At 60.8% G+C, this 23770-nt stretch carries 21 protein-coding genes; 5 read left to right on the top strand and 16 right to left on the bottom strand.

What is annotated here, in order from left to right; all coding sequences use genetic code 11:
• Positions 1-4: 4 nt before the first annotated feature.
• Positions 5-2341 carry a S8 family peptidase gene (locus tag ACTHLA_RS13330; protein ID WP_440190114.1) on the top strand — a complete coding sequence of 779 codons (2337 nt, stop codon included), beginning with the start codon at positions 5-7 and terminating at the stop codon, positions 2339-2341.
• 436 nt (positions 2342-2777) lie between these two features.
• Complete coding sequence (locus ACTHLA_RS13325; protein WP_440190111.1) at positions 2778-4259, top strand: methyl-accepting chemotaxis protein; 1482 nt, start codon at positions 2778-2780, stop codon at positions 4257-4259.
• A gap of 600 nt (positions 4260-4859) precedes the next feature.
• Here the strand turns inward: ACTHLA_RS13325 and ACTHLA_RS13320 are convergent.
• Positions 4860-5816 carry a hypothetical protein gene (locus tag ACTHLA_RS13320; protein ID WP_440190108.1) on the bottom strand — a complete coding sequence of 319 codons (957 nt, stop codon included), beginning with the start codon at positions 5814-5816 and terminating at the stop codon, positions 4860-4862.
• Positions 5817-6114: 298 nt separating this feature from the next.
• On the opposite strand from ACTHLA_RS13320, the gene ACTHLA_RS13315 reads away from it, so the two are divergent.
• Positions 6115-7392, top strand: coding sequence for an MFS transporter (locus ACTHLA_RS13315; protein WP_440190105.1), 1278 nt, complete (start codon positions 6115-6117; stop codon positions 7390-7392).
• A gap of 94 nt (positions 7393-7486) precedes the next feature.
• Here the strand turns inward: ACTHLA_RS13315 and ACTHLA_RS13310 are convergent, their stop codons facing one another.
• Genes ACTHLA_RS13310 through ACTHLA_RS13300 form a run of 3 tightly spaced genes read right to left on the bottom strand, consistent with a single transcriptional unit; the run spans position 7487 to position 9017 of the window.
• On the bottom strand, positions 7487-7930 hold the full coding sequence (locus tag ACTHLA_RS13310) for a hypothetical protein (RefSeq protein WP_440190102.1): 444 nt from the start codon (positions 7928-7930) through the stop codon (positions 7487-7489).
• Between the two features lie 10 nt (positions 7931-7940).
• Positions 7941-8288, bottom strand: coding sequence for a hypothetical protein (locus tag ACTHLA_RS13305; protein ID WP_440190099.1), 348 nt, complete (start codon positions 8286-8288; stop codon positions 7941-7943).
• A 54-nt stretch (positions 8289-8342) separates the two neighbouring features.
• Positions 8343-9017, bottom strand: a complete 675-nt coding sequence (locus ACTHLA_RS13300; protein ID WP_440190096.1) for a response regulator transcription factor — start codon at positions 9015-9017, stop codon at positions 8343-8345.
• Between the two features lie 255 nt (positions 9018-9272).
• On the opposite strand from ACTHLA_RS13300, the gene ACTHLA_RS13295 reads away from it, so the two are divergent.
• Both ACTHLA_RS13295 and ACTHLA_RS13290 read left to right on the top strand, forming a co-directional pair.
• The gene (locus tag ACTHLA_RS13295) at positions 9273-9548 is read left to right on the top strand and encodes an HU family DNA-binding protein (RefSeq protein WP_440190093.1); all 276 of its coding nucleotides are present in this window, start codon (positions 9273-9275) and stop codon (positions 9546-9548) included.
• Between the two features lie 113 nt (positions 9549-9661).
• Positions 9662-10048 carry a helix-turn-helix domain-containing protein gene (locus ACTHLA_RS13290; RefSeq protein ID WP_440190090.1) on the top strand — a complete coding sequence of 129 codons (387 nt, stop codon included), beginning with the start codon at positions 9662-9664 and terminating at the stop codon, positions 10046-10048.
• A gap of 64 nt (positions 10049-10112) precedes the next feature.
• Here the strand turns inward: ACTHLA_RS13290 and ACTHLA_RS13285 are convergent, their stop codons facing one another.
• The 12 genes from ACTHLA_RS13285 to ACTHLA_RS13230 all read right to left on the bottom strand — a co-directional run bounded on the left by ACTHLA_RS13285 (position 10113) and on the right by ACTHLA_RS13230 (position 23656).
• Complete coding sequence (locus ACTHLA_RS13285; RefSeq protein ID WP_440190087.1) at positions 10113-11597, bottom strand: LPD7 domain-containing protein; 1485 nt, start codon at positions 11595-11597, stop codon at positions 10113-10115.
• 255 nt (positions 11598-11852) lie between these two features.
• Entirely contained in the window at positions 11853-13856 is a 2004-nt protein-coding gene (locus tag ACTHLA_RS13280; RefSeq protein ID WP_440190084.1) for a type IV secretory system conjugative DNA transfer family protein, read from the bottom strand.
• Entirely contained in the window at positions 13853-14971 is a 1119-nt protein-coding gene (gene virB11, locus ACTHLA_RS13275; protein ID WP_440190081.1) for a P-type DNA transfer ATPase VirB11, read from the bottom strand. The genes ACTHLA_RS13280 and virB11 overlap by 4 nt, the downstream gene beginning before the upstream one ends.
• Positions 14943-16277 (bottom strand): type IV secretion system protein VirB10, encoded by a 1335-nt coding sequence (gene virB10, locus ACTHLA_RS13270; RefSeq protein ID WP_440190078.1) that lies wholly within the window; start codon positions 16275-16277, stop codon positions 14943-14945. Before virB10 ends, virB11 begins: the two co-directional genes overlap by 29 nt.
• The gene (locus ACTHLA_RS13265; RefSeq protein WP_440190075.1) at positions 16267-17076 is read right to left on the bottom strand and encodes a TrbG/VirB9 family P-type conjugative transfer protein; all 810 of its coding nucleotides are present in this window, start codon (positions 17074-17076) and stop codon (positions 16267-16269) included. Before ACTHLA_RS13265 ends, virB10 begins: the two co-directional genes overlap by 11 nt.
• Positions 17077-17084: 8 nt before the next feature.
• A complete protein-coding gene (locus tag ACTHLA_RS13260) occupies positions 17085-17837 on the bottom strand; it encodes a virB8 family protein (protein WP_440190072.1) in 753 nt (250 codons plus the stop codon).
• Between the two features lie 5 nt (positions 17838-17842).
• A complete protein-coding gene (locus tag ACTHLA_RS13255) occupies positions 17843-18643 on the bottom strand; it encodes a type IV secretion system protein (RefSeq protein ID WP_440190069.1) in 801 nt (266 codons plus the stop codon).
• A gap of 8 nt (positions 18644-18651) precedes the next feature.
• Complete coding sequence (locus ACTHLA_RS13250; RefSeq protein WP_440190066.1) at positions 18652-19629, bottom strand: type IV secretion system protein; 978 nt, start codon at positions 19627-19629, stop codon at positions 18652-18654.
• Between the two features lie 325 nt (positions 19630-19954).
• Positions 19955-22393, bottom strand: coding sequence for a VirB4 family type IV secretion/conjugal transfer ATPase (locus ACTHLA_RS13245; protein ID WP_440190063.1), 2439 nt, complete (start codon positions 22391-22393; stop codon positions 19955-19957).
• 3 nt (positions 22394-22396) lie between these two features.
• On the bottom strand, positions 22397-22714 hold the full coding sequence (locus ACTHLA_RS13240; RefSeq protein ID WP_440190060.1) for a VirB3 family type IV secretion system protein: 318 nt from the start codon (positions 22712-22714) through the stop codon (positions 22397-22399).
• 3 nt (positions 22715-22717) lie between these two features.
• Positions 22718-23020 (bottom strand): TrbC/VirB2 family protein, encoded by a 303-nt coding sequence (locus tag ACTHLA_RS13235; RefSeq protein WP_440190057.1) that lies wholly within the window; start codon positions 23018-23020, stop codon positions 22718-22720.
• 9 nt (positions 23021-23029) lie between these two features.
• Complete coding sequence (locus ACTHLA_RS13230) at positions 23030-23656, bottom strand: lytic transglycosylase domain-containing protein (protein ID WP_440190054.1); 627 nt, start codon at positions 23654-23656, stop codon at positions 23030-23032.
• Between the last annotated feature and the right edge of the window lie 114 nt (positions 23657-23770).

The raw sequence follows: 23770 nt of genomic DNA, 5'->3' as shown, positions 1-23770 counted from the left end.
ACGAATGCCCAACTACCAGCACCTGAGACTTGTCCGCCGCCAGGAGCGCCTGGAGCGCCGCAAACGCCCCGGTTTCGGCGTGGTGGTGGATCGTCCTCAACCCAAAAGCCACGCTGACAAACTGTCCGGGGAGCTCGACGGGGCCATCGCTGAACAGCAGAAACGCCGCAAGCCCGAGTATATCGATCCGTCCCTGATCCTGCGTGTGCGGATGGACGGCTACGAGCACGAAGTTGACTGGGAAGGGGCTGGACTGACCGTACTGTCGACCGATGTAGATCGCACGCTCGTCCTATTTTCGTCAACCGACGATCTTGCCGACTTCCGGCGCAAGCTCGCGGAATATGGCGGGCCTCTGAAGGTAGGCAACAAGAACCCCAGCCACGCCGGCTTCATAGGCTCCATTGCCGAGATCGGAGACATCGAGGCTCGCGACCGGATTGGAGTGCGCTTCCGGGAGGCAGGCTTTACCGAACCGGGCGACTTCAGAGACGAGGACCTCCTCCTGGTCGATATTGAGCTTTGGGACACTGGACGGAAAGAGGCTCGCGAACGCAAGGCCGGGCAGATCGGCAAATATATCGAGAGTGTTGGGGGCGAACATTACGACACCTATGTCGGGCCGTCGCTGACCGTCCTGCGCGCCAGGGTAAACGGAAAGGCATTGCGCACGGTTCTCGATCTGACGGAGGTCGCGTCAGTCGACATGCCGCCCCAGCCCGACCTCGCTACCCAAGAGGCGATTGACCTTACGCTTCCCGAGCTCCCGCCGATAGAAGAACTGGCTGCTACCGCGCCCGTCATCGCTGTTCTGGACAGCGGCATAAATGCCCATCCGCTGATTGATCCTTTTCTGGTCGCGGCGATCGGCGTTCCAGAGAGCCTCGGCTCGGCTGACGAGTTCGGCCACGGCACGCGAGTCAGCGGGATTGGTCTCTATGGCGATCTGCGACGTCAGATCGAAGCGGGGCAATTTGCAAGCGCTGCGCGTTTGGCCATGGCCAAGGTGGTGAACGAACGAGGTGCGTTCGAAGACCGCCGACTTGTCCCGTCGCAAATGGACGAGGCCATTCGCAGGCTCCACGGCGAATATGGCGCGCGCATCTTCATTATCTCGCTGGGCGACGTGAACCGCGTCTATGATGGTGGCAAGGTGGGCGCTTGGGCCGCCACGCTCGACGAGCTGGCGAGAGAGTTGGACGTCCTGATCGTCGTATCGGCCGGCAACCGGTCACCACGCGGGGGGACCCGCTTCGAACAAGGCGTCACGGAATATCCCACCTATCTAACGGAAGCCAGCAATCGGCTGCTTGAGCCGGCCAGCGCCATCAATGTCCTCACCGTTGGCGCGCTCGCCCATGGGCCCGGGCTGGCGCAAGACGAGGCTGACGACGTCAGAATGCGGCCGATCACCCAGGCTCTTGAGCCAGCGCCCTTCAGCCGCGTCGGGCTTGGGATAGGCGGCAGCCTTAAGCCCGACTTTGTCGATTTGGGCGGCACGATGATCGTCGACCCGTATATCCAGCGCATGCGCCAGGGCGATACCTATCCATCGGCCGGGATGTTGACTCTGCACCACAGGCAATTCGATCGACTGTTCACGGCTGGATCCGGCACTTCCTACGCCGGCCCAATGGTCGCCAATAAGGCCGCGCAGTTGCTCACGCTTTTGCCTGACGCCTCGGCGAACCTTCTACGGGCGCTTATGGCAAATGCCGCTTCGATTCCTGAGGCGGCAGTTGAACGCTTGCGCGGCTTGCAGCCGGGTGATCTGCATCGCGTCTGCGGCAATGGCCTGGTCGATCCGGTCAAGGCCAGCTACTCAGACGACCATCGGGTTGTCCTCTATGCCGACGATGTCTTGGAAGTCGATTATTTCGCGGTCTACGCTATTCCGGTCCCGGACACCTTCCAGGGCGGCGGGCGGCGCACACTGCGTGTCAGCCTCGCTTACGATCCCCCAGTTCGCCATACTCGATCGGACTATGCCGGCATCTCGATGAGCTTTCGTGTCATCCGCGGCATGGAGCCGGATGTGATCTTCGAGCATTTCCGCGCCCGTACTAAAGCCGAGGGAAAGTTTCCAGAAATTCCCGCCAGCAACAATTGTGCATTGCGACCTGGTCCAGAAGAGCGCGAAAGGGGAACGCTTCAGACCGCCAGTGTTGAGTTCGTCCGCGACACAGCGCATCATGGCGATACATACTACCTAGTAGTTCGCTGCGAGGGCGGCTGGGCGGCGCCCATCACGGCGACGCAGAAGTTCGCCGTCGTCGTGGAAATGGAACATCAGACCGAGCTGCAGCTTTACGCTCGACTGCAGGCGCGGTTGCGGGTTTAGCCCTTTCTCGAGATCGCCGTATCCCAGACTTCTCGGTGTTCTCGCAGTTCGCAAACGACCGCTGGTAGTACTTCATGAATTAGGCAGGGATCGCCTACACGCGGACTATAGGTGAGAAGCCTCGTCCAGGGGCCACCCGAAAAAATCGTCGTGTGGGCATCGTCGGATGTCATCCGATAGCTCACCTCCATAAAACGGCGCAATGGCGCCCATTGCGGTCATCTCATGTCATTACTTTTCACCGCCCGAAACCGGACATGGGCATTTTGACCGGCGCGGCGCCCCCGTCCGTGACAGGAAAATTTCCGAACAGAATACGTCCTTTTCAAATCTATGGAAATTTGAACCAGGCATCTCTTTTTTAAACTTGCCTTAATTGTTGCTGACGAAAACATCACGCCGTTATCCGATCGTAAATCGGACTTGGAGACAGGTGATGTTCATTCGTCAAAATGGTGATCTCAGCGCGGTTGTCGCCGCCCTCAATGCATCCCAGGCCGTGATTGAGTTCACGCCCGAGGGCCGCGTGCTCACCGCCAATGATAACTTCCTGCGCGCTATGGGTTATCGGCGCGAAGAGGTGGTCGGTCGTCATCATGAGATGTTCTGCGACGACGCTTTCAGGCAGAGCGAGGACTATGCCCGGTTCTGGAAAGACCTCGCCACGGGCAAATTCCAGTCTGGCGCTTTCAAGCGGGTGGGATCGGGCGGGCGGATCGTCTGGTTGCAGGCGACCTATAATCCGGTGTTCGACCGCTCGGGCCGTGTGACCAAGGTCATCAAGTTCGCTTCCGATATCACCGAGGTTAAGGTTCAGGCCATGGACGCCGCTGGCAAGATGGCGGCGATTGACCGCGCGCAAGGCGTGATCGAATTTACAACAGACGGCGTCGTCCTGACCGCCAATGATAACTTCCTGCAAATTCTGGGTTATTCGCTCACCGAGATCAAAGGCCAACACCATCAGACGTTCTGCGATCCCGCCTATGTCGCTTCAGAGGACTATAAACGCTTCTGGGAGAAGCTTGCAGCAGGCGAATTTATCGCCGCCGAGTTCCGCCGCCTCGGCAAGGGCGGGCGCGAGGTCTTCATCCAGGCGTCTTACAACCCGATCTTCGATGATACAGGCGCCGTCACCAAGGTGGTCAAGTTCGCGACCGATGTGACCGAAACTGTCAAACGGCGGATACGTAACGAAGGCATTAGCCGCGAGATCGACGGTCAGCTCGGCGACGTGCTGGTGCAAATGGACGGCGCCAACCAGATGGCGTCGGGCGCGTCCAGCGCCTCGACCGAAACAAGTTCCATGGTGAACGCCGTGGCCGCCGCGGCAGAAGAACTCAGCGCCAGCGTGCGCGAGATCGCCGAAAGCATGTCGGCGGCGCGCGGAAGCGTCGAAGGCGTTTTCAAAAACGCGGAGGTCGCCAATTCGTCGGCAGGACGACTGGCTGAATCTGCGGACGCGATGAACAATGTCGTGAGCTTCATTCAAGGGATCGCTTCCCAGATCAATCTTCTGGCGTTGAACGCCACGATTGAATCGGCCAGGGCTGGCGAAGCTGGCAAGGGCTTTGCGGTCGTTGCATCCGAGGTCAAGACGCTCGCGAACCAGGCGTCAGCCTCGACCAAGACCATCGGCGAAGAAATCGCCAAGATCCAGGCGGTCAGCACCGAGGTCGCTGACGCCCTGTCCCTGATCTCAGGCTCCATGACGCATGTGCTGGACAGCGTCAGCAACGTCGCCAGCGCCATTGAGGAGCAACACGCCGTGACCGGTGAGATATCCGCCAACATGCAGGCCGCCGTCTCGGCGGTGCATGAGATTGAGGAAAGCCTTACGCGCATCACAGGCGCCTTCAGTTCGGTGGCCTCATCGTCAGAAAGCGTAAAGGCGAATGTGGAGCGCCTCGTCGCGTGAGGCGTTGGCATTTACATTCGGTCGAGGTGCGTAGCTAAGTCCTTGGCTTCCCCCTTGCGCCCAAAGGCGACATTTGTTTCAGATCGTTTGGTATTCCCAAAACCGGACAATGATGATACTGCGAACCCCACTCCGCAAATCCAGATTAATTTTGAGGGCAAGGTCTGTAACCTAAGCGCATACAGAGTCGGCGTGCGCGCCTTGTGCAGCTCATTCTGCAAGATACTGAAGAACCGGCAGCAGCTCAGGCTGAAGCTATTCAAATGACGGAGCGTCGAGTGAGTGAAGCATGATCTTATCTCGGACCTGCGTTATTGCCATTCCAGCCTCCATCGCAGCCCGCACCGAGGCGTCTAGGGGCTGCCATTAAGGCGCAGTTATAGACAACCTTCAACGTTTCGCGAGCTCCAAGACAAACCCTGCCACCGTCATCATGATAAACAGCGCCCGTTTGCTGATAGGCAACTGAAGTTTAAAGCTAAACTCTAATTTTGCGACTTGTTTCATCTCTTTTGACGTTGACTTTCTTGGTTGGTCACGCCCTAGAGGTACAGGTTAGAGCCTCGCCTTCAAAGGTTACACGAGCCTTCAAGGGGTGAGCTAAGCCTTCACACCCCCGCGGCGCGGAATCTGCAACGGCTCCGACGAGTACCGCTCCATCCTTCTAATTCCCGCCTTAATCGCATCAGCTCCCGGTAGACCAATACGCCGTCCCTCTGGCGTCATCTTGAATTCGATTGTGCGCTCTACAAGGCCGTTGAGCGTCAAACGGAGGTCTTGCTCGCACCAGGTTTTAACAAGGGGGAAGAGGGCTCGCTCCCATTTAGGGACACGCCCTTTAGACGCTTCTGCCGACCGGCGCCCACTTCTGAACGGCTTGATTACCTCTTCGTTGGAGCCTACAAATAGCAGAGCTGTCGCTCTTCCCATTAGATCGCACGATTTCGCTAGGGCGGTCAGCCTCTGAAGGGACGGGCCATACTGCCTGATCATGCGAACTTCGGCGATTGCTTTGAAATAACAATGAACTAGAGACGAGGCGATCCATGCTTTGTCTGTAGGCAATCCTTCATTGAGAATTACTGTAGAGGTCTCGGCAACTTCCCATTTTCTTTCAGCGTCATCAAATTTCGCGCTGTCGAAAGGTTGCCATAAATCCTTATTTGACTGCCGCATCAACAAGAAGGCGTTAGGCACACCGAAATCGTGAAAGATCTTGAGCAACTGCGGGAAACGTTCCCCAAAATATTCCATGCCGGTCATAATATCGAGCTCTGAGGGTTTTTCCTGTGGCTTGGGGCTCCTTATTGGAAATTCGAACAGGGATTCCCACTCCCCCTCACCCGAACTTAGATTTCTCTCTCGCACATCGTTGGACTGCTCGTAGTTGCTGCACGCTTCATAAATCACATTGACAAGGTTTATTGCCCATTTCGCATCAGCGAGCTCAAAAGTACGCTTCACCCAGTCTCGGTCGACGCTTCCTGAAGCTTCGCGATAGTACATCGCCAGCAAAAGCGACAAGGTATCCTGCGTCTTGGTGTACCGCTCATCCATAAATCCCCCTTTAGACCGATTGCCCTTTTAGGCAGTTCGCCTAAGCGCACCCCTTGCTTAGCCGTTAATGTAATGCGTTCATCGGAAAGACGGAAGCCATTGCCGTGGCAAACTGGATCAACTAAGTGCCTTAGATTTCACGCGAACCGTGTAGAATAACCTCTAACTTCTGCTTTTACATCTCTCGCTATATATAATTGTTCGACCGGTATGGGCCAATTCCGGCGACTCCTCCAAGGCAGGGGCTTGACGCAGGGGCCTAAAATGGCAGACGCTCTGTCTTCAGAAAGCGAGCGGCATGGCAAGTGAGCACCTCCCTGATGGGCGCGTTTCAAGGGCATCTTTGATAATCGCCGCCTTTTCGACGATCGTGGAATGGTACGACTTCACGCTCTATCTCTATTTCGCCACAACCCTCTCAAAGGTGTTCTTCGGCGGCGGGGAAGCTTCGCTACTCGCCACGCTCGCCGGCTTTGCGATCGCCTATCTTATGCGTCCCTTGGGCGCCCTGGTCTTTGGCCATCTCGGGGATCGGATGGGACGCAGGTTCACCCTGCTCGTTTCGATGGTCGTCATGACCATTGCAATGCTCTTTCTCGCGCTGCTGCCGACCTATGCGCAGATCGGCGCAGGGGCGGGCTGGCTCCTGCTGCTGCTTCGGTGCATCATGGGATTCGCAGTAGGCGGCGAATATACCGGCGTCGTCGCCTACCTTCTCGAAGGCGCGCCGCCCGCGCGCAGAGGGTTTATTGCATCCCTGGCCGCCGCAGCCAGTGAAATCGGCGCCTTGCTGGCCGTCGGCGTAGCGGCCGTCACGGTTCACCTGACCAGCTCTGTTCAGCTTTCACATTGGGCGTGGCGTATTCCCTTCCTTGTGGGGGCGGGTCTGGCGCTGATCGTCTGGATCGCACGCGCCTCAATGCATGAATCGCCCGAGTTTGAACGCCAGAGGCAGGCCGGGACGAGGCCAGAATCTCCGATCTGGCACGTCCTCAAGCATCATCGCATAGGCATATATCGCTCCTTCGCCATTTCGGCGCTGGGCTCAATCACCTACTATGTCGGCATAACCTATGTGCCCGCTTTCTTATCGTCAGCCCGCGCGATGTCCGAGCGAGACGCCCTGTGGCTATCGACCCTCGCCGCCGCGATGGTCATCGCGGTCACGCCAGTGACGGGCCTGATTGCAGATAAGATCGGACGTAAACCCGTCCTGATGGGCCTGGCCGCCTCCAGCGCCATACTTCCGGTCACCCTGTTCTGGATGATGGCGAACGGTTCGAAATCCATTGTCCTCGTTGGCGCCTTGATCCTCGCGGCCCTGGCCGGCGGCGTAAGCGCCGTTGGCGCGGTGGCGACTGCTGAGCAGTTCCCCGGCGAAGGTCGCCTCAGCGGCCTCGCCCTGGGCGCCACGGCCGCCACGGCCATTTTTGGCGGCTTAACCCCTTATGTGGCGCAACTGCTCATCGACCGCACAGGCTGGACGATGGCGCCTGGTGCCATGATCGCCTGCGTAGCGGTCCTGGTCCTGCCCGTCTTTTTTCTGGCGCCCGAAAGCGCCGCTAAATCCAGATAACCTCCTCAACGCCCGGACATTGTTGTCCGCACATCTGGACGAGGAATTTAAAACCCAGATGCAGGTATCTGGCTCGAACGCCCGCTTGGTCTCATCAGGTCAAGGAATCAACCGGTGTTCGGCGTCTGCTAAGATACTCATGCTCGACGACGCCCACCGCCAGACCCAGAACCAGATACGCGCCGCCTAAGAGGCCAATCGTGGTGATGTAAGAAAAATAGCCGATATGCTGAAGCGCCTCGGCCAGAAAATGACAGAGGAACGCGCCGATCATTGAGGCGGAGGTGAACAAGGCCCAAAGGCGACGACAGGCGGCTGAGATCAAAAACAGGATCAGGGCCGTCACGCCATCCAGCGCTACAAAGGCGGCGCTCGGCGCATAGTGATGCTGCAGCAAGGGCGTCAGGAACCAGGCCGCGACAATGACAAGGGCGGCGGACTTTTCAGCCCAGCCGCCGCGCCAGATCGCCACGAAACTGATGATAAGGAGGGCCGCGGTGAGCCCCCACGTCCAGAGCCAGTGAAGCAAATCGATCATGAGGTCCGTTTCAGGCTGGAATTGGAACGACGCGTCCTGCGTCAGACGTGTCGTGTCCGGGCAAGGGTTTATCGGGTAAGGTGCCCACCATGAGGGTTCGACAGCCCAGCTGGGTCTTCACGACGTCAAGATGTGCGTGAGCGTCGATCATTTCCTTGCGAGCTTCGCCAAGGTGACGCGCAGCGTTCAAAATAGCGGTCACCGCCGGTTGGCCTACGACGCCGGACACGCCGTTGCCTACGCGCAGGCGGGTCAGGACAGCCAGAAGTTCGCCCGCCTCCGTCAAAGCCTGATCGACGGCATTCTCCGTCACAAGGAGTTGCTCCGCGCCCATAAACACCATCTCAGATTTTTTCATGCTTCAGCCCTCTTCAGCCGCCGTCCTGGCGGGTCCACGACCCGCCGGTTCAGCTTACCCGGCGCGGTCTCCCAGTTGCTGGATGAGATCAAGAATGCCCGCCAGCCCGCCGACCACGCCCAACGTCACAAGCACGACGACGAACATGGTCACAAGGGTGACGCCAGTCCACTCAACCAGCGTGAAACGCTTAAGACGGCGATAAAGCGCTAATCCTCGCTTGCCACCCAGGCGGTCGCGGCCACTAAGGTGAACGCCATCGCCTGAGGCGGATCGATCTGTGCGCGCCGTCTCAGGAAAGCCAGGGTCTCCGGCACAGCGCCCCGCCTGGAGGGCGTCGCCAGAGACATCATCGCTGTCTCCAGGTCCGACCAGCCCAGGCAAAGTTGCGTCCGGTTCAAAGGCTCTGCGGTTTCCATGGCCGTCACCTGCCGCCAATGAGGACGATGCGGCTATCCCCATCGGCTTGGCCCCCGATTCATTAGGGGGGGCTGGCCCAGACTCTGAGGCGAGAAGCATAAGCGCAGCCGCCTTGGTCGTTGTTACCCCCAGACGCGTGCGGATTTCAGCGAGGTGGTCGTTGACGGTGTGCACCCCAAGCCCCAGTTCAAGCGCGATCACCTTTGCGGTCTTATGCTGACTATAGAGGCGCAGCACCTGTCTCTGACGCGGCGTGAGCGCCTGAAGTCCAGCGGCGCCGCTCTTACTCGTTCCGGCCTGTTTCGACACGAAAAGGCTCCTTCTTGGCATCTGCGTCGCCGTGTGGCGTCAGAGCCGAAAACCATAGATAGGACCGCCGCATTCGCCAAACCTAAATACCGATCAGGCAGGTCTATTTCCGGGTGCGCGACGATGCGGACGCCCAATGCGCAGTGATCAACAAGAAAACGCGCGCAAGGGCCAGCAAAGCCCCGCGCGCGATTGCCTCATGACAAAAATCTGCGAAGCTGCTTTCTTAACATCTTTATCAACGGAGCCTCATCCATGAACACGTCAGATCTGGTCGAAGCGATCGCCGCAGAGCACAAGCTGTCCAAGGCCGCAGCCAAGGCCATTGTCGAGCAAATGCTCGGCGCCATTACGCAAGCCGCAGTTCTGGGCCAGGAAATCAACCTGCCGGGATTTGGCAAGTTCAAGGTGCAGGCGCGCGCCGCGCGCGAGGGCCGCAACCCGCAAACTGGCGCCACGGTTCAGATCGCAGCCTCCAAGAAGCTCGTGTTCCAGCCCGCCAAGACCGTCAAGGATCGTCTGAACGCATAATAACATCTGAGATATGCGCAGACGCGCCAAGTCCGGTCGCTCTGCGCTGTCTTGTCCCACGCGGCAAGGCTCATTAGGATAAGTGGGTATGCAACTGCAATGAAGGTCTGCCCATGACGCGCGAGGCGGAGTCAGTCGATGTCCTGGTCGGCAAGGTTATGCGCGAGCTGCGCGACTCCGCGGGGCTGACCCAGGCGCAACTGGGCGCCGTTATGAAGATCAGCGCCGCTCAGGTTCAGAAATATGAGTTCGGCGCCAATCGCTTGAGCGCACAGCGTCTGTTCGAACTCGCGCGATATTTCGGGGTGTCGGTCGAAGACTTTTATCGCTATGTCGAGCCCACCGCTTGCGACAAGGGCGGCGCGCCGACCAAGGCGCACTTCTATCAGACCGACGAAGGTCGCAAGCTCGCCGCCGACTATTGCAACCTCCCCCCGGCCTACCAGCAGGCCGTCCAGGCCATGATCTCGACCCTCAAAACCCAAGCCCGCAAAGCCTGATCCGCGCCACGCCGATGCAGGCGAGCGCCCAGGGGACGGAACACATCACGCCGCCAGCTGGCGATTATACGCTGCGTTCAAGCCCACGCCGCGCGGACCGAGCGATCTGCGGCTTCGCAACCGGTAAGGCCGACTTTGCTGAACGGTCGAAGACCTTGAGACGCGCTGGCTGGTCCTGCCGCTCGACAGCCTTAAGCACAGACGCCTTCGCGTCTTCGCGCAGCCGATCGAATTGGACGATCTCCCAGGCATTTCGGTCGACGGCCTGCTTCTTTGTATGGATAGTTTTGCCCGCGACGTCGTTCACTGGCGCGTCAACCGACACGGGCTGGCGCCCCCTGAAAGCCAGGGCCACCTTGTCGCCGAGCTGGGCCCCGGACGCCTCCAGGGCGCGTGGCAGGTCGACACCCCAAATCTTGACGGTCTGACCCTTGTCGTCCTGAAGCGTTACGTAATGGCTCGGCTTGCGTCCCGGCTTGTCCTGATAGGGCGCCGTGCCGATATCGACCAGGGTTCCGGCATGGATGCGTTCATGTGTCAGCCGCTCGTTTGCCAGCGCCCGCGCCTTGACTATTGCGTCCTGACTATCGCCACGATGCTTCATCGTCGCCTCCATCACCTTCAGGAATTGTTCCTGGATCGGCGTCAGAGGCATGCGCGGCTCGCCCGTCCCGTCCTCCACAATGGGGGCGAATCCTGGGCCGGCTGGCGCACGAGCGCTCTTCGCGCGGCTTTGTTCGGAGATCGTGTTGACCGATGCCTGATTCCTGCGTTCAGCGCGGATCTCCTCCAGCTTCGACTTATCAAGCGTGTTCGGCTGATAACCGCTGACCTCTAAATTGCGAAGACTGGCCTGCAGCCAAGCCTCGCGCCGGAACGCGTCCGTACCGGTCAGCTTCAACGACGACCAGCCCCGGGCCTCAGCGAGGTCGATCATCGAGGTCACAACGGTGGGCGTATCGTGCTGCGTCAAAAGCCTTTTCTCCCGGGCCTCGAAGGCAACCTCCCCACCCTTGTTCCGGAAGTGATACTTTTCGTTCGCCTTCAGATACTGCTTGTTCAGGCCCTCCAGCAGGAGCCGGATACGGGCGGCGTTCGGGTCTTCAGCTTTGGCGCTGACCTTGTCAGGACGAACTTGAGATGGCGCCTTAGGCGCATCCGCCAATTCGGCTCGGCCGGCATCTGCCTCTTTCTTCGCGGCCCCCGTTTCCGGCGACAGATCGAGGTCGGGTTCGTGGCCAAGCTTTCGCCGCCGTCGGCCAGGCTCGATGGTGTTAAAGATCACGGGCTCCGGCGCGATCGTCGGCAGCTCATAGGGTCGCGGCACATAGTCAGGGACATGCTCGTCCCAGATCTTGGCCGCTTGGATTGGATCGGCGCGCGCAACCTTCATCAAGTCGTCCCGGATACGCATCACCTCGAACCGCGTCTCCGACCGTGCCGCCATGTCGCTGGAATTGAACCGGGCCCACGCGACCGCGTCGAAGCGGTCCGCCACCTCCGCGCTCAAGGCCTCAACGTCCAATCTGGCGTCCTTCTTCGTGGCCATAGTCCACCTATGCTACCTGGATTTCGACACGACGGTTCCTGGTGCGGACGCACCTGGCGGTCGCTGTTGAGGGGCGGTCAAGCTTGCCGAATTTATAGGCGTGCTTCGGTTCGTTGGCGCCATCAGGCTTGCCGTGCTGTCGGCTGGCGTGTTCGCCGGACGTTTATGCAAGCCTATGGGCGCCAAGGGCGCGGCCGAGCTACAACCCGCAAGCACGCCAGCCGACAGTACGGCAAGGATCGATCGTAAGTTCATTCAGGCCTCCAGCATCTTCGTTTCGGGTTCCGCCTCGGGGAATCGCAGCCGCAGCTCAACAGGTTCGGGCTTGCTGTCACCAAGCGCAAAGAAGGCGTCCACAAACTGTTCGACCTCAGCATCGGACGGCGCTTGCGGATCGACGAAGGCCGGCAAGGCCGCCATATCCACGTTCAGACGCGACAAATCGATGGGGTCGTCCAGTGTGAGCGGGCGCAGCCTCTGCTCAACGCGCGCAATATGGCCATCAATGTCGACCTTCGGCACGCTGACGGACAGTTCGCGTTCCTCGAAAGCCACCTTGTCCAGAACCTGCTTCGACGGCAGGCCCTTCAGCGCATGAAGGCTGCGACTTACCGCCTTCAGCCGGTCGATAAAGGCGGCTTCCCTGAAGAACCTGGCCTTTGCCGATCGGATCGGACGCGTGTTCTCCAACACGATGATCTGTTCGTCGTCCGGGAGTTCCTTCAGTTCCTGCGGCAAAAGCAGCGCCCGTCTTTGATCGGACACGTTCTCGCTGTTCGAACCACCCGCCCCGAAACCCCGGCTGATCGAGCGGCCGGTCGAGGTGCTCTTGACCGTGTAGGCGCCCAGCATTTCACTGTAGGCCGCAGCGTCACGCTGTTCGCGCGGCGTGAACAGCACCTGCATGGCGTGGTTGGTGATCAGGGTTCGCGCATCGTGCGGGCCGTAGACGCCTTCGAGCTGGGCCACGCTCTGGATGATGGTCAGAAGACGCAGGCCATAGCCGGCAATAAAGGCATTGGCCCGGGCGATCACGCCGATCTTGCCGAGCGCCGGAAACTCGTCAAGGATCAGCAGGCACGGTATGGGATGGCGGTCCTGGCTCGGCAGTTCCCTGGTGTTGACGTTGATGAGCTGGCTGAAGAGGAGGTTGAGCAGCAGGCTCGCATCGGCAAGCCGGTTGGGCTGGATGCCGATATAGATCGTCATCTTCTCATCGCGCACTCGGCCGATGTCGAAGTCGCTGGCCGAGGTGGCGGCGTCGACGAGCGGATTGGCGAAGGGAACCAACGGCGCGGTGAACGAGCTGATGATATTCGCCAGAGTATTTTCTGACGCGCCAAGGAACCGGTTCAAGGCGCCCATGCAGTCGGAGGAATAGGGCGTTTCCCCGGCATTGCGATGGTTCAGGCGATCGGTAAGGTCGTCCTTGAGGCCCCTGCCCTTCCCGCCGGACTGCCGCAATATCTCGCCGATCGTCGTCGGCAGCTCCGGCGTCTCCATCACCATGAGCGCCAGGCCGAGAAACAGGTTGCGAGCGCTGTCCGCCCAGAAGGCGTCCTTATCGCCCGGATTGGCCGGATAGAGGCTGGTGGCCAGAGTCAGGAGATCGCCGACGCGCAGGTTCGGATCGCGACTGACGCCATCAAGCGGGTTCCAACGGTGGGTGCGGCCGTCCTCGGCGTAAGGGTTGAACAAGAAGACCTTCTGGCCGTGCCGCGCACGATAGGCGGATGTCAGCAGAAAGTTCTCGAGCTTGATGTCGAGGACGACGCAACTGTCCGGCCAGTTGAGCAGGTTCGGGATGACGAAGGACACGCCCTTGCCCGACCGCGTCGGCGCCGCCAAAAGGACGAATTGCTGGCCCGGAAACTGGAGGAAGCGGTCTTCGTACTTGCCGACGATGATGCCCTCGCTGCCCGTCAGCCCGGCCTTGCGGACCTCGGCCCGCGTCGCAAAGCGGGCCGAGCCGTGGAGCTCCCTCTCCTTGCCGGCAAGCGCGCTGAAGATCGCGCCCAACGGAAACAGCGCGATCGCGCCGGGAGCGAGGATCGACAGCAAGAGCAACCGACGCTGATGCGCGTCACGCCAGTAGAAATGCGCATAGGTGAGCCAGGTCAGCGGCGTGACGGCGTGCGGCAAGGACCGGTGCATGATGAAAAACAACGCCCCGGCCGCCCAAAGCGCCAAGGTGGCTGCGATCGTGACGTAGACGACGACAACGAAGGCCGCGATATAAGGGCGGAGTTTGTCGCTCATGCGGCCCCGCGCATGACGACATAGTCTTCGAAGCGATCGCGACGGCGGCCGACGGGATCGAAATGAATTTCGCTGACGAAGCGGCGCTTGCGGGTCTCGCCGCCCGGATCTGAAACAATCTCGGCCCTGACATGAACGATAATGTCGAGCGTCAGGCGGACCAGCCGCTTCAGGCCATCAGCGTCGAAGATGGCGGCGTCCGCATGCTCCTTGGCCATCAGCACATAGCGCTCAAGCGCCAGGGCGCAGCTCTCGGCGTGATAGGAGGTGATCGAACCGCTATGCCCGGTCGTCAACAGTTTCAGAAAGTCGAAGGCTTCAGAGCCGCGCAGCTCGGCCAGCAGGACCCGGTCAGGACGCATGCGCATGCAGGCCGCGATCAGGTCAGCCGGGGAGACCTCGGCGACGCCCTGCCCGCCCTTGCTGTAAAGCAGATGCACCAGGTTCTCGTGGGTCGGCAGGAACACTTCGCGAACATCCTCAATGGTTATGATTCGTTCTCGTGCCGGAATGTGCTGGCAAAGCGTCTTCATCAAGGTCGTCTTGCCCGATCCGGTATCTCCGACGACGGCGATATTGCGCCGGTTTTCGACCGCCGCGGTGAAGAAGGCGCCAAGGTCGCGGGACCGCAAGGTGTCCATGAGCGCCATATCAACGCGATCCAGGTCGCCAGCCAAACGCGGCGGATCCGTCGGCGCCGCCCAGACGAAGCGGTCGAAGGCGCCTTCGGCTTGATAGTCCTGAAGGCTCCGAATGGCCTGCCCGGGCAGGCGAATGCTTAAAGACAGGGTGTCGGGCGGAACAGCTGGCGGCGCCATGATCTGGATACGCTGCCCGTCAGGCAGGATGGCGGAAAGGATCGGCTTCTTCGGCCCGACATCCTGGTCGGTAAAGGTTGCGATAGCCCTGACCAGCGACATCAGTCGCGGAAAGGGTAGCTCCGGGACATGGACCGAGCGCCACTCGGCGCCCTGTTCATACAGGACTTCGCACGGCCGGTTGACCACGATCTCGGTCACGTCCTTAAGCGCGAAAAAGGGCTCCAGCGGCCGCAGAAGTTCGCGGACGGCGGTGTCGCGCCCGAACCTATTGCTGGGCGCGGAGTCGGTAAACATTGGAGAAGTCCAGATCGCGGGCGACGTAGATCACCGCGCGATCGCCCTGGTTCTTGTAAATGGTTGGCGGAATATTGATGCTTGCGTTGAGGACCTTTTGAGCCATCGTATCGCCGGCCTGGGCGGTGTTGCCAAGAACGAGCGTCGCGCCAGAACCCGTTTGGGCCTGCGCGACCTCGTACTGGATGGCGTCCTGGACGGTCGACAGCAGGAAGGCCGAACCCACGCGCTCGAACCAGTGACTATCGACCTTGCCGGTCAGGCCGGTCGATCCAAGCTCGTCCGCCCCTGGACTATCCAGGTTGATAACGACCCCGCCCGGCGTGATGATGCGGTTCCACAGCACGAACAGACGTTTCTGCCCGATCGAGGCGCCGGAGCGATATTCGCCGACGGCTTCGCTGCCGCGTTCGATCAGCACCACCTTGCCATTGGCCGAATAGACATTCTGCGTCACGACGCAGCTCGCTTCACCCGCCAGGGAGGAGATGATCCGCATCGACATGCCACAATCGATCGTTCGGCCCTTCGGGAGGAGAAGGTTGAGGTTTTCGATCCGCGCCGCTTGCACCATCGGCGTCTTTGAGGGTGTCAGTTCCGCCTCCAACGTGCCGGCTGCGGGACCGGTCAAGAGGCCCTCGGCCTTGGGCTGGGCCGAGCCCGTCGCCTGCTGAACGGCGCCCAGCGCGGCCTGCGGGTCATTTAAGGCCTGCTGGAGCGGGGCGCCGCCATAGCGTCCGCCATTGAGCATCATCGGCCCGTCCGGGGCGCGCATCGGCCGCGCGGCGGCGCCCCTCGCCCCTGAAATCCCGACAGGGCGCTGCGTTGTGCGCTGAACGGGGATGGGCTGCGCGGTCATTGCTGCCAGCACCTGTCCATTCGGACACACCCGCACCGATTGTCCGGCCGCGTTCCGCACGACGATGCCGTCCTGGCCGCGCAGTTCGTTGCCAGCAGATCCATCCGGACAGGCTGGCGACGCGGCGACAGGGGATGCCGCAGAGGCGCCGGGAAGCGCCGGGGCGGTCTCGGTATCGAAGGTCCGCGCCAGTCCGGCTGCCGACGCCGTAGCGGCCGCCGGCGGGTGTTTCGGCCCGGAGAACTTCGCCTTGACGACATTGAGGGTGGCGAGCGCCCCGATCATGACGACGAGGGCGACGCCGCCCAGGGTGAGAAACGGACCCAAGCGGCCGGATTGACGCCGACCGCGATCATTGACGCTGACAATGTCATCCATCATGCCGTCGCTGGCGATCGCGTTCGGCGGCGGGCCCTGCTGTTCCTTTTGAGAATCGTCACTGATCATTGCCCGCTCCCACCGTCTCGCGGCTGACACCCGGCGCCGTTGTTCCATTTACCGGCGCCGAGCCGGTGGGGTCGAAACTCTCGTTCCAGACCGAGACCACGGACTTGCCCAGTCGCAGCACAAACTGGCGGCCGAGTTGTTGAACGACGACATAGTCGCCCGCCATGTTGAAATTGGCGCGCGCTTCCTTGCCATCCGATCCAATGACGAAAATGGTCGGCACTTCGCTATTTCCGGGAAACTTGAAATAAGTGAAAAGCCCGTCGTCGAAGACCGCCTTGGGCGTGATGTCCGCGCCCTTTCGATTGCTCTCCAGAGAATAGTTCAGGTTTTTTGCGATCGGCTTGTTCTGCGCGAGACGCGCTGCGACCGTCTCCTGTTCGCTGGGCGTTTGAGGCTTTGCGCTGACCGGAGCCTGAGGATAGCGCAGCACGATGCGATAGGTCGTCACCTTACCGACAACAAGGTCGAAACTGTAGTCGCGTTTGTCGGTTTTCAGTTCAAGATTATTGCGCCGGGCGCCCGCCTTCGGCTTGATCCAAACCTCGTTGGCGTCGGCATCCGCCACAATGCACCATAGATGCGCGGCGCTATCGCACTTCGAGGGCGCGCCCGTGGCGGCGGCAATGATATTCTCGCCCCGCTCGAGCACGACGCGCGTCACCACCCCCGTCGACACCGGAACTGTAATGACGCCGTCAGCGACATAGTCGAGCGTCCGGATCCGTGGATCACTTTGGACGGGCGCCGGCGCGGCGACGACAGCGCCCACAGTCATCAGGTAGAGAGCTATGATCACGAAAAGTCTCATGGCTGGACCATTGCCCCCTGCCCTTCTGAGCCTGCCAGCGCGCCCGGCGCGCCCCCGATCTCCGGGTCGGCGCGGAAACCCGTCACCGTGAAGCCCAGAGGGTTCTTGATCAGGTCCTGTTCCTTGCCGGTGCGTTCCGGGTGATACTCATAGGCGATGGTCGCGATATAATGCTCCAGCGGCTGGAGGGTATTGGTCTGCAGATCGCGCTGCTGGATCGTGTACCTGACCACCGCCTTCTTGCTGATGGCGTCCGGCGCCAGCTGGATCGAGGTTACGACCACCCGGCGTTCGATGTTCGGTCCCCAGACCTTATTGACCGCCTTCGGGCCATCGAACCGGGCGGCATAGTCACGCGCCACCTGGGGCGCGGAAAAGGCCAGGGTATCGTTATAATCGGTCTGCAGAAGTCTCCAGTCGTAGCTGTCGCGCGCGACGACATAGGCCCCCGCGAAATGCTTATCGAGAAGATCCTGGTTGCCGACAATCTGACGCTGGTTGGCCGCATCCATGATGGTCAGCTCACCCGTCTGGCGGTCGATCGCATAGACATAAGGCACGATCCGTTTCAGCGGCATCATGGCGACAACGGCCGTCACGGCCACGGCGGTAACCAGACACGAACAACCAGCGACGAACCAGGCGCGCTTTTCACTTTTCTCGGTGCGGTGAAGCCTGTCCGCTTCCCAGCCTTGCGCATCGGCAAAGAAGGTCGGCAACTCAGCCTTGGTGACGGTATCTTTGGCCATCAGCGTTATTGTTCCACATCGGCGACTTGTGTGCCGGGCTGGTAGCCAAGCGAGGTGAAGGCGAAACCGTCGAGCGCCGAAGTCTTGTTACTCGCCATCAAGGCGTTGACCCGTTCCTGTTCGGCCTGGGCCGCAGCTTGCGCGTTGGCGGCCATCATGGCGTTGGCGAGCGCGATCTTGTTTTGGTCGTTGGCGACCTGGGCCTGTTCGGCTTCCAGACGCGCCTGCAGTTCCGCTATGGCCTTCGGGTCCTGGGTCGCATCGATTTGCCCGCGCAGGGCGTCAATCTGCGTCGTGCGCTCATTAAGGAGCACCATGGTGTCCTGCTGGATGGCTCGGACCTGCGCGTTCTGGCCCAGCAGGGCCTGACAGCTGACCTCCGCCCCGGCTTCCGTCATATCGCCACAGTCGTAGACAGCGGAGGCCTTGCGCAGTTCCAGGGCCTTTCCCGACAGCGCGCCCGTCGAATTGAGCCCGGTCAAGGTCGACGACAGATCGGCAGGCACGACATTCCTCAAGAGCGGATTATTGAGGATGTCGCCGAAGCCGCGCACGCCGGTCACAGCGTCGACCTGCGCCTTGGCCTGCTGGAATGTCGCCTCGGCCTTGGCCAGGGATTGGGTCATCTGCTGATATTGCTGCTCCCAGGCCTGGACCTGCCTGACGGCCTGCAGGTAGTTGGACGGGTCGTAAACGATATCGCCCAGGCCGCCGATGGCGTAGGCCGCCGTTGCCGGCAGGGCGAGCGCCAGGACGACGGCTATGGCGGAAACGGATTTATGCGAGACGACGGGAAGTACGGGCATGACGGCGCCTATCTGTTGAGATGACCAATGACGTTGCGGCGGTAGGCGGGGACCAAGGTGTAGGCCGCCACGTTGCGCCCCTGCTGGATCTGGCCGCCCGAGAAAGACGCTGGCGCTGTTCGCGGCTGGGACGAGCGCGACCCGCGTCCGATGCGGGGCATGGTGACATACGGCATGGGCGCGCCGCCGACGAGCTGAGCGGCAAGCATCGGCAGGTAGCCGAAGATGGCGCCGAAGGAGACCGACAGGATCAGGATCTTGAGGCAGTCCATCAAGATCGCCGTGGTCTCGAAATTGCCGGAGGTCCGTTCGACAATGCCCTTCAGGAACAGGGTGCTGATCGCCAGGATAATGCCGGCCAGCACCTTGATGATCACGGTATTCAGGGCCGCCGACAGCCAGGCGTCGGCGAAGCGCTGGATCGGTGGGAAGATGAGCGTCGCGATGAAGGCGGGCCCTAGCGCGATGACCAGAACCAAGGCGACCTTGGCCAGCATGAAGACGCAGACGGCAAGACCGAAGAAGATGAGCGAGGCTATCGCCAGCATCAGGATGGCGAAACAGACCGCGACATTCGGGAAGACGCCTGCGCCGTCGGTTTTGACGTTCTGGACCAGCAGGTTGAACAGGTCGATGTACTTTGTCAGGCAATCATCCAGTAGGACGCCGCCACTCGCTGCCCCTGTCGTGGCCTGAAACAGGCCTGTCTCGATACCATTTAGGCCACCGACAACAAAGGTGTTGAAGCCGCCCGCGCTCAGGGCGAGCGCGGCAACGAGCGACCACTTCACGACCTTCCACATCGTCGAATGCAGCGAGTCCTGGGCCTCTCCCCGGATGATCGCGTAGCCGATCAGGATGATGTAGATCACGATGCCGGCGGCGACGGCTGGCGCAATGATCGCGCACAGCGATGCCGCCGTGTTGCTCAGATAGTGCGCCAGTTGCGCATCCATCCCCTGCTCAAAGGACTCGAAGAAGTTCATTTGACAGCGCCCGTACGCGGAACCGAGGGGGCGTCTTCTGGCTTTGGATCCGTCTCCAGCCGCTGAACGAGTTTGGCTGTAGCCCTCTCATGGGCCCTTTCGGGTGTATCGCACGGCTTACCCTTACAGTCCCAAGCAGCCCAGTATTCTCTGCCGGGCACGGGCCATAGGGTGAGCCATTTCCGACGCGTCATACCCCCAAGCAACCGGTCCGGCGTCACAACGGCGAAAAGGTCGGGATCGTCCAGCGCCGTTTTTGGCGGAGGCGCCGCATGGGCAGCGGCGGCGCCGAACGTGGCGATAACGGTCGCAAGGATAAGCGGCTTCATGCAATTTGTCTCTTCGCTGCTAGAATGGTTTGAGAATCGAGGAAGAGCGGCAACCAGGCTTCCGGCGCGTCGCCGACCTTGGCGCGAAGGGCGTCGAGCCTGGCGATGTTTTCCGTCGTTCCAGATATGACCGAGAGCACCTCAGTCATACCGGCCAGGTCAAAACGACAAATCGCGCTTGTCCGTCCCTGTTTGACCACGAACATCCTTGAGGCTTCACCCAAGGACCGGACGACATCGAACTCCGCCTCGGTCAGCTTGAATCCATCGACATAGTCGCCTCGATCGGCGCGCGGGTTCGGCAGGTAGATCTGCGTCACACTCTGCTCGACCATGGTGCGACCGATCGGATGGGTCAGCACGTCGGACGGCGACTGGGTGACGAAGACGCCGAGGCCGTTTTGCTTGCGAATGGTCTTCTGCTTGTTCAGCGCAAAGTCGCTGAAATGCGCATCCATCAGCGGCTTCCAGAATTCCTCCATGATGTATAGGAACGGGCGGCCGTCGATCAGAGCCTCCGTAACGTGCAGCAGATAGGCCATGACAGGCGTCCGGATTTCCGGGTCATCGAGAAATTCGGTGTAGTCGAAGCCGTAAATCCTGGCCTTCTGGAAATCTAAGCTGTCCTCGGCATTGTCGAACACCCAGCCGAGCGCCCCGCCGCGCAGCCACTTGTGCAACCGCTCAGACAGGGAGTTGTCGCCAACCGCTGAGAGGTTCTGGGCCACAAGCGATAAGCATCGGACATCGGCTGTGACATGCTCGCCCATGACGGTGCGCACGGCGTGGGATATCTCGTTTTCATCGCGCGCCGTGAGCGCGCCGCCAACCAGAAGCTTCACGAGGCGTTCGCAAAACTGGATGTTCTCGTCGTTCGGCTCGAGCCTGAAAGGATTGAAGCCGGTCGGCGCACCGCGTTCCAGCGCCCGATAGCTGCCGCCAAGCGCGCGGATGCCGATCTCCATGCCGCGGTCCTTGTCGAAGCAAACAGCGCGCAAGCCCTGATATTTCAACGAGAAGGCCAGAAGCGAGGTTTGCAGAACGGTCTTGCCCGACCCGGTTGCGCCACAAATAAAGGTGTTGCCGGCCAGGGCCTCGCCTTCCGAATTCTCCTGGGCCGGGGAGACATGAAAATTGAAATAGAAGGGCTGGCCGGACGGTGTCTGAAAGAGCGCCACCGCCTCACCCCACGGATTGCCGTCGCGCTTGCCGAACTCAAAATTGTGAAAGGGCGAGAGGCCCGCGAAGTTTCGGCTGGTCAGCTTGGCCTCCCGGGGGCGCAGATCCCAGTTGCCAGGCAGTTGGGCAAACCACGCCGCCTCGGGCACGACATCAATGATCGACATCTTGAAGCCAGCCTGGTCCTGCAGAACAGCGCGCGCATCTGACATGGCCTTGCTTAAGGCATCGGCGCTCTCGGTTAGGATGGCCAGGGAATAGTGGTATTCGCCGACGTCGATCTGGCCAGACGTCAGGTCGTCCAGGGCCTCCGTGATCTCGTTGATTTCCGTCTCCGACGCATCCTCAGCCGCGTGCATTTGCCCGCGCTGCTGCTCGAGAGCGGACTGTGCGTCGCGCCGGTTCAGGATGGAAAAGCTCTGTGTCTCGATAAATTCGTAATCGGCGTAAAGGATCGCGTTCGCAACGCCGCTTTCGGTCCATTTGGGATAGTCCTGAATGTCGAGAAAGCCGACAAACCTGCGTCCGGCCGGGTGCACGATCTGCAGGCGACCATTATTGTCGCCGAAATGCAGCCGGCTCGTCGGCAGGTGCTGATCGATGCCCGCGCGTCGCAGCGGGACATCTTCCCAGACACCGTTCACCAGATAGCCAAACAGGGTCAGCATATCCGAACAGACGACCTTGCCCCTCAAAACCGTTCCCAGCCGCTGCGGGCGGTAGGGTTCCAGGGCGCGTTCGACCATCTTGGCGGCATCGGAGAGTTCATCCAGGGCTTCACGGTCGGCGGCCTTGATGTCCTCGAGCGACCGGCGGCCGAGGCCGAACAGATTGCCGAGGATGTTCGGAACCTTGCCGACATTGGGCCGATAGAGCAGCGACAGATAAAGTTCCGTCCGCATCTGCTTGTGCCGATCGAACGTCGCGTAATAGTCCGCGTTTAGCCGGGCCGCGAAGGCGTTGTCGTAGTCGCCGCTCAGGCGCTCGGTTACCCGTCGGCGGACCTTGTGGGACCAGATGGCGAACTGGCCGCCGCCCAGGCTGCGCAGCAGATTGATCAGCCCTTCCTTGGCCGCGGCGATGTCCGCGACATCCTGCGTCTCAAAACCGATGCCAGCTAAACGCCAGGTCGCGACGAAATCGCCGGAGCGCTTGAGCTTGATGACGTCTGGCTCAACATGCGCGCCGAACGGGACATAGTCGGCCACCGGCGCCTGCGCCGCCACCGCCGCCTTAAGCTGAGCCCTGGATCTCATCGGCTATCTCTTCTTAAAGGCGATGGGCGTATAGGTCAGCGCGTCCCAGGCCCGTCGTGCGCCCTGCATCCTGGCCCGCAAACGCAAGCGCAGGATCAGCTGGTTTAGTCTCTGGTCGTCGGTCTTGGTGACGGCCCGCATCCAGGCATAGATCGGCACATAGGCCGTTATCACAGCCACGGAGATGTAGACGCTGACGAACAGCCCGAGCATGGCCAGAAGAATGGCCATGCCCGTCACCAGGATGAAGGGCGCCATCGGCGCGCCGAGAAACATGGGCGGGCGCGTGCAGCCGCGAAAGACGGGATCGCGGTAACTCATAGATCAGCCCCCCGAACCGCCGCCGAACAGTTGCGGACCGATGGCGGCTGCGCCGCCGACCAGTATGCCGCCAAAGAAGATGTGGGCGACCTGGGACCATTTGGCGTGCTGGAACATCATCTGGATTCCGGTCCACATGATCGCAATGACAATGACCACGACGCCGATGCCGGTGATGGTCGATTTGATCCAGTCGAGACCGCTGGTCAGCTGCGAGACCTGCGCGAAGCAAGGCGAGGCGGCGACAAGGCCGTAGCCCAGAGCCACGCCCGCGCCGGAAACTATCTTTTTGGTCGAAACCTTCACTGGTGACTCCTAAAACAGAAGCGCCGTCTGTCGGCCCTTCGCGGTGGGGGAAATGTCGCCGACAGGGGCGACAGCGGTAAGCGGCGGCGGGACCACCGTGACAAAAAGAGGTTCCGGCGCGCTTGGTCGCGCCTTCGAGGTTCTGCGCATGGCATTGCGGGTGGATCTGGCCACGACGGGCACGGGCGCGGCGCCATCATCATTGGCGCCCGCGGCCTGGACCTTGGCGACATAGCCGAGGCTGTAACCCGCTTTGAAATTGCCTGAATAGTAGCAGCTCAGCGCATCGCCCAGAGCGTTGTCAGAGCCCCCTGCCCTCTTATAGCAATCCTTAAAAATCAGGCTGCCAACGCGCAGATTGACGCACGGATCGAAAGCGGTTTCCGGGGTCAGGCCGTACTTAGCGAAGTTCTTTTGATGGATCTGGACAATGCCCAGCGAGTAGTCGAAGCCCTGATCATGGAGCATCCGCACCGTCGCCAGGGCTTCTGGCAATGTTCGCGGCTGCCGCTGCAGCCTGCCGCCCACCACGCCAATGGCTAACGGGTTAAACCCAGACTCAACCGATGCGATACGCCTGAGCGTACTTAACTCTATGCCGGGAGCGCAAAGCTCCGCCATTGCCGCGAATTCCATCCGCACGCCACCATTTATTCAGAGAGTTTGGAAACTTAAGGTTGTTCTACCGATGCAGACCTAATACCTGCAGTGGCGGTTGGCAACAGAAAAATGTCGCGTTTTATATAAAAC

The organism is Asticcacaulis sp., from assembly GCF_051956075.1.
Lineage (GTDB): Bacteria > Pseudomonadota > Alphaproteobacteria > Caulobacterales > Caulobacteraceae > Asticcacaulis.
The sequence above is the reverse complement of the archived record's forward strand: the minus strand, read 5'-3'. Positions and strand labels throughout refer to the sequence as shown.